The organism is Streptomyces sp. NPDC050263 (assembly GCF_040655955.1).
In the GTDB taxonomy this organism is placed as follows: domain Bacteria; phylum Actinomycetota; class Actinomycetes; order Streptomycetales; family Streptomycetaceae; genus Streptomyces.
In genome coordinates, this window is record NZ_JBFAKW010000061.1 from 24,341 (window position 1) to 37,271 (window position 12,931).

At 74.5% G+C, this 12,931-nt stretch carries 6 protein-coding genes; 2 read left to right on the forward strand and 4 right to left on the reverse strand.

Going from position 1 to position 12,931, the window contains the following annotated elements:
* Positions 1 to 9: 9 nt before the first annotated feature.
* Together AB0J04_RS25625 and AB0J04_RS25630 are read right to left on the reverse strand one after the other, a co-directional pair.
* Positions 10 to 6,960 carry an SDR family oxidoreductase gene (locus tag AB0J04_RS25625; RefSeq protein ID WP_363170882.1) on the reverse strand — a complete coding sequence of 2,317 codons (6,951 nt, stop codon included), beginning with the start codon at positions 6,958 to 6,960 and terminating at the stop codon, positions 10 to 12.
* A 555-nt stretch (positions 6,961 to 7,515) separates the two neighbouring features.
* The gene (locus AB0J04_RS25630) at positions 7,516 to 8,487 is read right to left on the reverse strand and encodes an enoyl-CoA hydratase/isomerase family protein (protein ID WP_363170883.1); all 972 of its coding nucleotides are present in this window, start codon (positions 8,485 to 8,487) and stop codon (positions 7,516 to 7,518) included.
* Positions 8,488 to 8,659: 172 nt separating this feature from the next.
* Between AB0J04_RS25630 and AB0J04_RS25635 the strand changes: the two genes are divergently transcribed.
* Together AB0J04_RS25635 and AB0J04_RS25640 are read left to right on the forward strand one after the other, a co-directional pair.
* On the forward strand, positions 8,660 to 9,634 hold the full coding sequence (locus tag AB0J04_RS25635; protein ID WP_363170884.1) for a CoA transferase: 975 nt from the start codon (positions 8,660 to 8,662) through the stop codon (positions 9,632 to 9,634).
* Positions 9,635 to 9,659: 25 nt separating this feature from the next.
* Positions 9,660 to 10,949, forward strand: a complete 1,290-nt coding sequence (locus AB0J04_RS25640) for an amidohydrolase family protein (protein ID WP_363170885.1) — start codon at positions 9,660 to 9,662, stop codon at positions 10,947 to 10,949.
* A 5-nt stretch (positions 10,950 to 10,954) separates the two neighbouring features.
* On the opposite strand, the gene AB0J04_RS25645 is transcribed toward AB0J04_RS25640, so the two are convergent.
* Both AB0J04_RS25645 and AB0J04_RS25650 read right to left on the reverse strand, forming a co-directional pair.
* Positions 10,955 to 11,713 carry an SDR family oxidoreductase gene (locus tag AB0J04_RS25645; RefSeq protein WP_363170906.1) on the reverse strand — a complete coding sequence of 253 codons (759 nt, stop codon included), beginning with the start codon at positions 11,711 to 11,713 and terminating at the stop codon, positions 10,955 to 10,957.
* A 67-nt stretch (positions 11,714 to 11,780) separates the two neighbouring features.
* Positions 11,781 to 12,929 (reverse strand): acyl-CoA dehydrogenase family protein, encoded by a 1,149-nt coding sequence (locus AB0J04_RS25650; RefSeq protein ID WP_363170886.1) that lies wholly within the window; start codon positions 12,927 to 12,929, stop codon positions 11,781 to 11,783.
* Between the last annotated feature and the right edge of the window lie 2 nt (positions 12,930 to 12,931).

Below are 12,931 nucleotides of genomic sequence, written 5' to 3' on the forward strand. Positions count from 1 at the left end.
CCGAACTCGTCACCAGCCCGACGCGGTGTAGACGACCGCGGTGGCGGACTCCTCGCCCCAGGCCAGCTCCCGCAGCAGCGCCGCGGTGCCCTCCTCGGGGTCGATCAGCCGGATGCCACGGCGGGCGTACTCGCGGGCCAGCTCCACCCCGACCATCCCGGCGTGCGCGGCCGAGGGCGCCCACGGGCCCCAGTGCACGGTCACCGCGCGGCGCCCGGTGCGGGCGGCGAAGGCCGCGCCGAGGGTCTCCAGCGCGTCGTTGGCGGCCGCGTAGTCCACCTGACCCCGGTTGCCCAGGACGGCGGAGATCGAGCCGAACAGCACGGTGAACGCGGGTGCCGCGGGCAGTTCCTCCAGCGCGGTGAGCAGCGCGTCGGCGCCGGTCGCCTTCGTGCCGTAGACCCGCTGGAAGGACTCGGCGCTCTTCTCGGCGACGAGCCGGTCCTCGATCACGCCGGCCGCGTGCACCACGCCGTCGAGTCGGCCGTGTTCGGCGTGGATCTCCTTCACCGCCTGGAGCACCGCCGCCGGCTCCCGGAAGTCGACCGAGCGGTAGCGGGCCCGGCTGCCGAGCGCGTCGAGTTCGGCCAGGGTCGCCGTGATCTCCCGTTGCGCCAGCAGGAGTTCGGCCGCCCGATTGATCTCCGCGGGCTTCGTACCGCCGCGGGCGGCGAGCGCCGCGCGCAGCTCGGCCGGGGTGTGCGCGGCCGCGGTGTCCGCGTCCTCGGGCCCCTCCGGCGCGGGCGTGCGGCCGAGCAGTTCCAGCCGGCAGCGGGACGCGGCGGCGAGCGCGGCGGCGAACTGCGCGGTGATGCCGCGCGCCCCGCCGGCCAGCAGCACCACCGAGTCCTGGTCCAGGCCGAGCGCGGCCGCCTCCGCGGCTCCGTCCCCGGCCGGTCCGGCGCCGGTGCTGCCGAGAGCGCCGAGCGGCGCCTCGACCAGCTCGAAACCGTGCCGGCCGGCCGCCGTGCGCAGCACGACCGGGGTGCGGTCCGGCGCGACGGCCTCGGCGATCACGGCGTCCGCGACGGCTGACGGCGAGGCGTCGGCGAGCTCGACGACCCGGGCGACCGTCTCCGGGTACTCGCGGGCCACGGTCCGGAACAGCCCGCGCAGCCCCGCGGTCCGGGCGTCGGGCGTCTCGCCGTCGGCCGCCCGGAGGGCGAGGATCCGGCGCGGGCCGCGCGCCAGGGCCGCCTTCAGGACGGGGAACGCGTCGGGCAGGACGGGCGTGTCGTCGTCACCGGCGAGGGCTCCGAGACACAGCACGCCGTCCACCGGCCCGTCCGCCTCCGTGAGGACGTGATCAGGGGTGCGGACGACGGCGTCGGCGCCGTGGGCCGTCAGACGGGCGGCGGCCTCGGGAGCGTCCCCCAGGAGGATCCAACGGGTGCCGGAGAGCAGGGTGGCGGGGGCGGGTTCGTCGGCGGGTTCGTCGAGCGGGACCTGCCGCAGCACGTGCCGCCTGGGCGGCTCGCCCGTCACCTCCTGGAGGACGACCGTCTGCGGGGCCTGCTGTGCGACCTGCTGCGGGACCTGGTGGGAAGCATCTGCGGTGGCAGGTGCGGGCTTCCCGGTCGTCGGTACGGGTGCCGGGGCGCCGAGCCGGGCGGTGAGCCAGTCGGTCACCGCGGCGGCCGTACGCGCCTTCGCCAGCTCCTCCAGCTCGTCGTCGCCCATCGAGGTCAGGTCGGCGTCGGCCCCGGCGCCGAGGCGCTTGGCCAGCTCGCCCGCGATCTCGGCCCGCTTGATGGAGTCGATGCTGAGATCCGCCTCGAGGTCGAGGTCGGGCTCGATCATGTCGATCGGGTAGCCGGTGCGCTCGCTGATGATCTCCAGGACGACCTGCTGGACGTCGACCGCGCCGGCCGGTTCCACAGAAGCGGGCACCGGGGCCGCTGTCTCCGGTTGCGGAGAGGGGAGTTGGGGGACCGCCTGGATCACCTGCGGTGTCACCGCCACGGGCGAGGCGATCGGTGCGCCCGGGGTGGACCCGAAGTAGGTGAGCAGCACGTCCCGTTGGGCGGCGATCATCTCCCGGCTGGTGCGCAGGAATTCGGAGACGATCGCGTCCCGGTGGTCGGACGGGACGCCGTGCGGGGGGTTCGTCGTCACAGTCGTCTCCAGGGTCTTGGGGGTCTCCACGACTCGGCGGGCCGGTGCGAGCGCACCGGGCAGGAGTGCGCCGGCGGCGGTGCGGACCAACTGACCGTCCACCGTCCAGCCGGGCCGCTTCGGCACGGGGGTCCGCACCGCGTCCACGGCGTCCCGGCCGCGCAGCAGCCACCCGGTGCGCACCGGCAGCCCCGCGACGGCGAGCGCGGCCAGGGCGTCCAGCCAGCCGCGCAGACCGCCGCCGGGCCGGGGCTCGCAGGCCACCGTGCGGTGCGGACGGTCGCCGAGGATCTGACCGACCAGCCGGGTCAGCACCGACCCGGGACCGGCTTCGACGAAGACGCGGGCGCCCGCCTCGTACATCGCCTCGATCTGTTCGGCGAAGGCGACCGGGGCGCCGATCTGGGCGGCGAGCTCGGCCCGTACCGCGTCGGCGGCGGCGGGGTAGGGGGCGGCGGTGCGGTTGGACCACACCGGGAACTCGGGAGCGTGCACCGGGCGTTCGCCGAGCGCCGCGGCGAACCGGTCGCCCGCGCCCGCGACGAGCGGGCTGTGGAAGGCGCAGGCGACGGGGATCCGCTTGGCGCCGAGACCGGCCTCGCGCAGCAGCCGTACGGCCTCGGTGACGGCGGCCGTCGGGCCCGAAATCACCGTCTGCTCGGGCGAGTTGCGGTTGGCGACGACGACGGAGTCCGGTGCGGAGGCCGTCTTGAGCGCCTGCGTCACCTCCGCCGCGCCCGCCGAGACGGCGGCCATGGTCCCGGGATCACCGCCCGAGCCTTCGGCTGCCCCGGCGGCTTCGAGGATCGCCGTCGCCCGCTCCGCGCTGAGTTCCAGCAGCGTTTCCGGGGTCAGGGCGCCGGCCGCGCAGAGGGCGACCAGCTCGCCGTAGCTGTGTCCGGCGGCCATGTCGGGGCGTACCCCGGCCGCGGTGAGCACGGCGTGGGCGGCGAGGCCCGCGATGCCGAGGGCCGGCTGCGCGACCCGGGTGTCGGTCAGCGCGGCCTGCTGCCGGCCGCGTACGGCGTCGTCGAAGGCGGCTGGCGGGTAGAGGGTGTCGGCGTGGGCGCGGCCGAGTTCCAGGTAGGGGCGCAGCTCGGGGAGGGCGACGAACAGCTCGGCGAGCATGCCGGTGCGCTGGCTGCCCTGGCCGGGGAAGAGGAAGGCGACCTTGGCCTCGCCGGGGGCGCCCTCCTGATCGGCTTCGGCGCGGTGGACGCCTCGCGGCGCGCGTTCCCGGGTGGGTTCGGTCAGCGCCTGCCGCAGCTTCTCGACCAGGTCGGTCACGTCCGTCGCCACGACGGCGAGCCGCGCCGGGTCGCCGCCGGCGTCCGACCGCCGCGCCGCGGCGAGCGCCAGGTCCCGCAGCCGCCAGGGGCTGCCCTCCGCCTCCGCCGCCTTGAGGAGCTCCTCCATCGCGCGGCGGGCCGTGGCCTCGTCCCGGCCCCGGAAGACGAACAGCTCGGCCGGCCAGGCGTCCAGTCCCCGCACGGGCGGCACACCGTCGGCGTAAGCGCTGAGCACCACATGGAAGTTGGTCCCGCCGAAGCCGAACGCGCTGACTCCCGCGACCCGTTCCTCCGCAGGCGTGGCCCAGGGGCGGGCCTCCGCGTGGAAGGCGAAGGGGCTGTCGTCCGCGTTCCAGGCCGAGTTGGGGGCCTCGACGTGCAGGGTGGGCGGCCGGACACCGGTGTGCAGGGCCAGCACCGTCTTGATCAGTCCGGCCAGTCCGGCGGCGCACTTGGTGTGGCCGATCTGCGACTTCACCGAGCCGATCACACAGCCGCCCGGCCGCGCCCCGGCCTCGCCGAACACCTCGCTGAGGATGCCGAGTTCGGTGCGGTCGCCGACGACTGTCCCGGTGCCGTGCGCCTCGACGAGCCCGACGTCGGCCGGGGAGACGCCCGCGTTGCGGTAGGCGCGCTCCAGAGCCGAGCGCTGGCCCTCGGGCCTGGGGGCGGTCAGCCCGAGGGAGCGGCCGTCGCTGGAGGAGCCCAGGCCCTTGATGACGCCGTAGATCCGGTCGCCGTCGCGTTCGGCGTCCGTGAGCCGCTTGAGGACGACGCAGGCCACGCCTTCGCCGAGCGCGATGCCGTCCGCCGAGCCGTCGAAGGCGCGGGAGCGGCCGGTCGGCGACAGGGCGTGCACGGAGGAGAAGAGGACGTAGTCGTTGATGCCGTTGTGCAGGTCGGCGCCGCCGCACAGCACCACGTCGGAGGTGCCGCCGACCAGCTCCTTGCAGGCGACGTCCACCGCGGCCAGCGAGGAGGCGCAGGCGGCGTCGACGGTGTAGTTGGCGCCGCCGAGGTCCAGCCGGTTGGCGATCCGCCCGGAGATGACGTTGGCGAGCATGCCGGGAAAGGAGTCCTCGGTGAGCCGCGGGAGCTGGCCCTCCAGGCCCGCCGGGACCTTCCCGTAGTAGGAGGGCAGCACCGCGCGTAGCGTCGCCGCGTTCGACAGGTCGCTGCCCGCCTCCGCACCGAACACCACGGAGGTGCGGGAGCGGTCGAACTCCCGGCCCCCGTCGCCGTATCCGGCGTCCTCCAGGGCGCGCCGGGCCGCCTCCAGGGACAGCAGCTGCACCGGCTCGATGTTGCCGAGGGACGTCGGCGGGATGCCGTAGCGCAGGGGGTCGAACGGGATGCGGGGCAGGAAGCCGCCCCACTTGGACGCAGTGGACTCCCCGTGGTGGACGGCCGGGTCCCACCGGTCGGCCGGGACCTCGCCGACCGCGTCCACGCCCCCGACGACGTTCGCCCAGAAGGCAGGCAGGTCGGGCGCCTGCGGGAACATGCACGCCATGCCGACGACGGCGATGTCGAGCGGGGCGGGCGCGACCGGCTCCCGCACCTCGTCCGGCAGACCCAACTCGGCGGCGCGTGCGCAGAGATGCTCGTCCGCGCCCGTCGTCACGGACTCGTGGAGCGCCGCGACCGTGGTGGTCGCCGAGCGCAGCACGGCCACCTCACCGGCCATGAACATTCCCTCGGCGAGCTGGCGTTGCTCGTCGACCGCGGCGAGAGCCCCGTCGGCGTCCCGGGTCGTCCCCTTGCTGGCGAGGCGCAGCCGGCCGACGTTGAGCCGCTCCAGCTCCTCCCAGATCCGCCGGTCCGGGACGCCCTCGGCGCGTAACCGGGCTTCCTCGCCACGGTAGTCGGCGGCGAACGGGCTGGGCACGCAACGCGTGGCATGACCCGGCGCCGACTCCAGGAGCGTGGTGCGCTCGGCGTCCATGACCTGCCGTTGGAAGAGCGGCTGGATCGCGCCGTGCGCCACCGCCTCCTCGGTGAACAGGTAGGCGGTGCCCATCAGCACGCCGACGGCCGCTCCGCGAGCGGTGAGCGGCGCGGCGAGCGCGGCGACCATCGCGGCCGACCGCCCGTCGTGGACGCCGCCCGCGAAGAACACCTCGACGTCGTCTGCCCCGCGGCCCGCCAGGAAGTCGTCCAGGACGGCGAGTTGGGCTTCCCAGAGCGGAAAGGAGGCTCGCGGTCCGACGTGTCCGCCGCACTCCGAGCCCTCGAACACGAACCGGCGCGCCCCGGCCTCCAGGAACTGCCGCAGCAGGCCCGGCGACGGCACGTGCAGGAAGGTGCGGATGCCGTCCCGTTCCAACGCCTGTGCCTGGGACGGCCGTCCGCCCGCGATGATCGCGTGCGTCGGCCGCAGCTCTCGTACGGCCTCCAGCTGGGCCGTGCGCACGTCCTCCGGCGCGAAGCCGAGAACGCCCACGCCCCAGGGGCGGCCGGCGACCGCGTCCCGGGTCTCGGCCAGCATCGTCCGCGTCCGCGCGCCGTCCGCCAGCGCCAGCGCGAGGAACGGCAGCGCGCCGTCCGCCGCCACCGCCGCGGCGAACGCGGGGCCGTCGCTCACGCGGGTCATCGGCCCCTGCGCGACGGGGAGTCGGGTGCCGAGCGCCCGGCTCATCGGCGACGGGGCCCGCAGCGCCCGTCCGGCCGTGTCGTCGCGCAGGGCGTCCAGGGCCGCCTCCCGCAGCCCGCGCACGGTCCGCCGTACATCGCCCCAGCGCTCGGCGAACCGGGCGGCGAGGAAGCCGTCCTGGCCCACCGGGAGCAGCTGGGTGCGGGGATCCTGCGCGCCCAGCAGCGCCGCCACCGCCTCCGGTCCGGCGCCCTCGGCGATCCGCGGGGCGTCCGGGCCCCGCCGGAGCAGGACCCGGTGACCGGCCAGGACGACGGTCTCCGAGCCGTCCAGGGTGCGCAGCGCCGCGGCGGCGGACTCGGGCAGCGCCGACTCGGCGAGCAGCGCGAGCTGGCTGTCCAGGACGACCCCGGCCGCGCCGCCGGCCACCGCGGCGGCGGTCGTGCGCGGGCCGATGCCGCCGCACGCCCACACCGGCACGCTCACCTCGGGTGCGGCGAGAAGCTGCTGGAGCAGGACGAAGGTGTTCAGGTCGCCGACCCGGCCGCCGGACTCGGCGCCCCGGGCGATCAGGCCGTGCGCCCCGGCGCCTATCGCGTCCCGCGCGCCCGCCAGGTCGGTGACCTCCACGAGGACCCGGTAGCGCGCCGCGAGCTCGGCGATCGGCCAGGGTGTTGCGGCAGCCGATGCGGCTGCCGCCGTCGTGAGGACCACGGTGTGCGGGGCGTAGGGCTCCAGGTCGGCGGGGGCGAGCCGGCAGTGTGCGCCGACCCGGACGCCGAAGGCGCCGGGAGACGCGCGGCGCAGGCGGGAGAGGGCCTCCCGGGTTCTTCGGTCGCCGGACCCGAGGTCGAGCACGCCTGACCCGCCGGCCCGGCCGATCGCGAGGGCGAGCCCGGCGTCGGGTTCGCCGAAAGGTGTGATGCCGATGATCATGTCCTCGGAACGCACAGCGGACGTCATGATTCTCCGAATCAAGGGTCAGACAGCACGGTGGGGAGTTCGGGACAGCAATGGCGGCTCACCGGATTCCGGGGGGAGGGGTCGAGTGGTCCACCGCGGAACGCCGTTCTAAAGCGCGTGCTCGAAACGCGTTGAAAGGTAGTGCGCTTGTTACTCACTGGTCAACGTTCGAACGATCGGCCGGTATCCAGCCGCAACGATTCGGTCAGTCGCGGGCAGAGGGCCAGGGCGTAGGAAATCGGATGAATTCCTTTCGCGGGCACTCTCGTTCACTCTCCACTCACATTGTGGAAACGTGAACGACCGCAGGAAATGGGTTCCTTTAGACCGCATGTCCGACTCGGGACCCGCATTCCCGGCATCGCGCGGACGGTGAGGAAAATTCTGTGTGACCGCCGTGGAGTGACCGGGAAAGGCTTGTCCACGCGGCAACCTTCCCGGCTTCCGGCCGTCCCGCGAGACGGGTCTTGACGTGGGCCGGGCTGCCGCGAAAACTGGAATGACTACGTAGTCAAGCCGGTCCTCGGGAGGTCGTCGACCGGCTTGACTGCGTAGTCACTCCCTGCCTTCGACCTGGTCCACCAGCCCCCAGCCGACCGCCTCCCGCGCGGTGAGCGGGACCCCGGACAGGGCCAGCCAGGCGGTGCGTTCACGGCCGATGCGCACCGGAAGGCTCGCCGTGCCGCCCGCGCCCGGGATCAGACCCATCCCGATCTCGGGCAGTCGGACCGTCGTGTCAGGCGTGGCCGAAACCCGTCCCGCGAACGCCGCCAGCTCGATGCCCGCACCCACACAGGCCCCGTGCAGATGCGCGGTCACCTTCGCCGCGCACCGCTGGAGCAGCGCCGCCGGACTGCGCGCCACGCGCACCCGGTGCGCCTTTGCGGGGTCGCGGGACATGCCGAACTCGGCCAGATCGCCCCCGCTGCAGAACACCGGCCCCGCGCCGCGCAGGTCGACACGGGCGACGGACGGATCCGCCACGGCGACCTCCAGCGCCTCGCAGAGCGCGTCGCGGGTGGCGGCGTCGAACGCGTTGCGCACCCAGGGCCGGTTCAGAGTGACGGTCAGCAGCTCGCCGTCCCGGCGCAGCCGCACCGGTTCGGCGGCCGGGCGCGAGGTGCGCGGCCGGGCGGCCGCCAGCCAGGTGCGAAAGCCCGTGCCGCCCTGGAGGGCCGAGTAGGCGAGGGACTCGACGACCAGCCGCTCCGCCGGGCCGAGAGCCGCGCCCATGCGCAGCACCTGCACCAGCGCGACGGCGGCGGCCGGCTGTCGGGTGACGGTCCGGCGCAGGTCGCGGGCGGCGGCGTACGGATCCGTGCACCCCACCCATGGCCGCGGCGGATCGGGGACGGGAGTGAGGAGAACGTCGAACTGCCCGGAGACGGGACACGGTTCGGCCGCCACTCCCACCAGGACGCGGTCCGCCGCGGCCGGGGGCGGGGGCGGCTCCGGCTCTGCGGTGCGGTCGAGGTCGACCAGCAGGAACGGCGGCTCCATGACCACCGGAGTGTAATCTTTCTTCACCTGCGTAGAGAAGGGTGTTCACATCATGAAGAACGCCGCTCTCGAGCACGCTCGGATGCTCGAAGACCGCCGGATGCCCGAAGACCGTCTTGCGTTGGAAGAACGGCTTACGTTGGAAGGTCGTCGGTCGTTCGAAGATCGTCGGTCGTTCGAAGATCGTTGGACGGAGACCGTGGCGGCGCGACTCGGCCCCCTCGCCGCGACCGTGCGCGACTTCACCGCCCTCACCGGCGTCCCCGTCGACCTGCCCACCGCCCTGTTCCTGCGGGCCCGGCTGGCCGGTCTCCCACTGCCGGGACGCGTCTCCGCGGGCGGCTCCTGCCGACTGCTCGCCACCGCCGACGGCTGGGCCGCCGTCAACCTCGCCCGCCCCGACGACACGGCCGCCCTGCCCGCCCTGCTGGCCCTGCTCGGGGCCGAGGGCGGCGACCTGACAACGGCGGCGGGAGGTGTCGGGGCACGGCAACTCGCCGAACAGGCCCAGCTGTTGGGCATCCCCGCCGCCGCGCTCGGCTCGGCCGGGGCCGACCGGCCTGCGGTGCGCGCGGAACGCCACGGCGAGCCACTCGTGCGCCCGCTGCCCGGCCTCCGCGTCGTCGACCTCTCCGCGCTGTGGGCGGGCCCCCTCTGCGCACGTCTGCTGGGCCTGGCGGGGGCCCGCGTGGTGAAGGCGGAGAGCATAGCCCGGCCCGACGGGGCCCGCTCCGGGCATCCCGACTTCTACCGGTGGCTGCACGACGGGCACGAGAGCCGCGTCCTCGACTTCGCCACCGGGGCGCTCGCAGCCCTCGTCGACGAGGCGGACCTCGTCATAGAGGCGTCCCGGCCGAGGGCCCTGCGCCGGCTCGGGATCCGAGCCGAACGCTTCCTCGCCGCCCGCCCCGGACGCGTCTGGGTCAGCATCACCGGGTACGGCCGCGACGACGACCGGATCGCCTTCGGCGACGACGCGGCCGTGGCCGCCGGACTGACCGGCCGTGATCGGCACGGCGACCCGGTGTTCCTCGGCGACGCCCTCGCCGACCCCGTCACCGGCCTGTTCGCCGCCCACGCGGCCGCCCGCTCCCTGGCCGCCGGAGGCGGAGAACTCCTGTGCGTGTCCATGACCGCCTGCGCGGCTGCGCTCGCCGGGGCGGGCTCGCGGTGAGGCCCGTGCCGACCCGGGGGCGGCCGTGCTGATCCGGGACGCGGAGGTGGCCGGGCGCGGCCGTGTCGACGTCCGGGTCGAGGACGGGCGGATCGCGGAGATCGGGCGGGGACTGGCCGGGCCGGCCGACGTGGACGGGCGGGGCGGCGCGCTGCTGCCGGGCCTGCACGACCACCACGTCCACCTGGCCGCGCTGGCGGCGGAGTCGGCCTCGGTGCGGGTCGGACCCGCCGATGTGCACGGCCGCGCGGGGTTCGTGGCGGCGTTGCGCGGCGGGGCCCCGGGGGAGTGGGTCCGGGCCGTCGGCTACCACGAGAGCGTCGCCGGGGAGCTCGACCGGTGGGCGCTGGACGCCGTGGTCCCCGACCGGCCGGTGCGCGTCCAGCACCGCAGCGGCGCGATGTGGTTCCTGAACAGCGCCGCCCTGCACGCGACGGGCCTCGACCTCGACGGAGGCGAAAGCGGCAGGGACAGCGGCAGCGGCCACCGCGACGGGTGTTTCTGGCGGGAGGACGAGCGGCTGCGGTACCTGGTCCCGCCCCTGCGTCTCGACCTCGACGGGGTCGGGCGGCGCGCGGCCCGCCTCGGCGTCACGGGGTTCACCAACGCCGACCCGCACCCCGGGCAGGGCCTCGCGCAGACCCTGTCGGTGCTGCCCCAGCGACTGCTCGTGATGGGCGTCGACCCGCCGGTGAAGCTCATGCTCGACGACCCCACCCTCCCCACCCCGGCCGAACTCGCCGCCACCGTCGAGGAGTTGCGCCCCCGGCCGGTCGCCGTGCACTGCGTGACGAGGGTTCAGCTGCTCGTGACGCTGCTCGCGCTGGACGAGGCCGGTCCGGTCGACGGCGACCGGATCGAGCACGGGGCCGTCATCCCGGCGGAGACGATCGACTGGATCCGGCGGCTCGGCGTGACCGTGGTGACCCAGCCGCACTTCCCCGTGGAACGCGCCCACGCCTACGCCGCCGACGTGGACCCCGACGACCGGCCGCACCTCTACCGCTGCCGCAGCCTGGCCGAGGCGGGCGTCCCGGTCGCCGCGGGAACGGACGCGCCGTACGGCACCCATGACCCCTGGGCGGTGATGCGGGCGGCGGCGGAGCGCGACGACGGGGAGGCCGTCCCGCCCGGGGCCGCGTTGCGCATGTTCCTCGGCCGCCCCGAACGACCGTCGGTCATCAGGGAGCTGGCGGTCGGCGCCGTCGCCGATCTGTGCCTGCTGCACGTGCCCCTGCGCGAGGCGCTCGACGCGCTGTCCGCCGACGTCGTACGGGCCGCCTGTGTCGGCGGCCGGGTGCTTCACCGGCAGTGACACCGTCACACGCTGTAGCCGCCGTCCACCCCCAGCGCCTGCCCCGTGATGAACCCGGCCCGGTCCGAGGCGAGGAAGGACACCGCCTCCGCGATGTCGGTCGCCGCCCCGAACCGGCGCAGCGGGATGTTGCGCCGGGTGACGGCGAGGGCGTCGTCGTCCAGTTCGCCGGACTCGATCAGTCGGCCCGCGATGCCGTCGGTGAGCATGCCGGGCGCGACGCAGTTGACGCGGACCCCGTAGCGCCCCTCCTCGGCGGCCAGCGCGCGGGCGACCGCCTCGACCGCTCCCTTCGCCCCCGAGGACAGTCCGTCGCGCACCGGGAAGCGGCGGGTGGCGACGGTGGTCACGGCGACCACGCTGCCCCGGCTCTCGCGCAGCACGGGCAGCGCGGGATGCACGAGGTTGAAGAACCCCACCGCGTCCGCCTCGAGTTGGGCCCGGTACTCGCTGGGCGACACCCGGCTCAGATGTCGCATCGGCACATGCGGCCCGGCCGCGTACACGAGCGTGTGGATGCCGCCGTACGCCTCGGCTGTCTCGGTCACCGCCCGGGCCGTCGCCGTCTCGTCGGTGAGGTCGAGCGGCAGCGCCGCGACCGCCTTCACCTCCTCCAGCAGAGCCCGCGCCGCCCGCAGGCTGGCCCGGTAGGTGAACGCCACCGCGCTGCCGCGCGCGGCCAGCATCCGTACGACGGCCGCGCCGATCCCGCCGGTGCCGCCCGCCACGAACGCGACACCCTGACGTGCGGAGAAGTCCTCCATGTTCCTCACGACCTCCTCCTCACAACTCCAGCTCCTGACAACTCCAGCTCCTCACAACCTCAGCTCCTCACAACCCCAGCGACTTGGCGATGATGACCTTCATGACCTCGCTCGTCCCGGCGTAGATACGGGTGATGCGGGCGTCCGCGTACAGCCGGGCGATCGGGTACTCCAGCATGTAGCCGTAACCGCCGAAGAGTTGAAGACACCGGTCGACGGCCCGGGCCTGGACCTCGGTGCAGAACAGCTTCACCCTCGCCGCGTCGGAGCCGGAGAGCCGTCCCTCCACCAGTTCCAGGACGGCCCGGTCGAGCATCGTCTGCGCGGCCTCCAACTCCACTGACACGGCGGCCAGTTCGAACTTGGTGTTCTGGAAGGAGGCGACCGTCCGGCCGAACGCCTGGCGTTCCTTGACGTAGGCGACCGTGGTGTCGAGCGCCGCCCTGGTCTGCGCCACCGACCCGACCGCGACCGTCATCCGCTCCTGCGGAAGGTTGTGGCCGAGGTAGGAGAACGCCGCGCCCTCCTCGCCGAGCCGGTTGGCCACCGGCACCCGGACGTCGTCGAAGGCCAGCTCGACCGTGTCCTGCACCTTGATGCCCAGCTTGTCCAGCACGCGCCCGCGGGTGAACCCGGGCATGCCGTCCTCGACCACGAGCAGCGTCAGGCCCGCCCGCCGGTCGTCGGGATCGGACGACGTCCGCGCCACGACGATCACCAGATCGGCCAGCAGCCCGCCGGTGATGAACGTCTTCGCCCCGTTCAGCACATACGCGTCGCCGTCCCGCACGGCGGTCGTACGGATCCCGGCGAGATCGGAGCCGGTGCCCGGCTCGGTCATCGCGACGGCGGTGAGCAGCTTCCCGGCGGCCAGGCCGGGGAACCAGCGCTCCCGCTGTCCGGCGTCGGCGTAGGCGAGGAAGTAGGGGAGCACCACATCGAGTTGGGTGCGTACCGTGCCCAGCGTGACCAGCGCCCGGTACGCCTCCTCCTGGAGCACCACGTTGTACCGGTAGTCGGGCAGGCCCGCGCCGCCGTACTCGGCGGGCACCGCCATCCCCAACAGGCCAAGGGAGCCGAGCTGTTCGAAGAACGAGCGGGGTACCCGGCCGGCCTTCTCCCAGTCGGCGTAGTGCGGCACCACCTCCTTCGCCACGACGTCCCTGACCAGGGACCGGAACGCCTCGTGGTCGGCGGTGAACAGATCTCGGCGCACAA

Bases quoted from the DNA above. Each gene is read 5' to 3' on its own strand.
- AB0J04_RS25645 (WP_363170906.1), bottom strand. From the start codon at position 11,713: ATGGAGGACTTCTCCGCACGTCAGGGTGTCGCGTTCGTGGCGGGCGGC.
- AB0J04_RS25625 (WP_363170882.1), bottom strand. From the start codon at position 6,960: ATGACGTCCGCTGTGCGTTCCGAGGACATGATCATCGGCATCACACCT.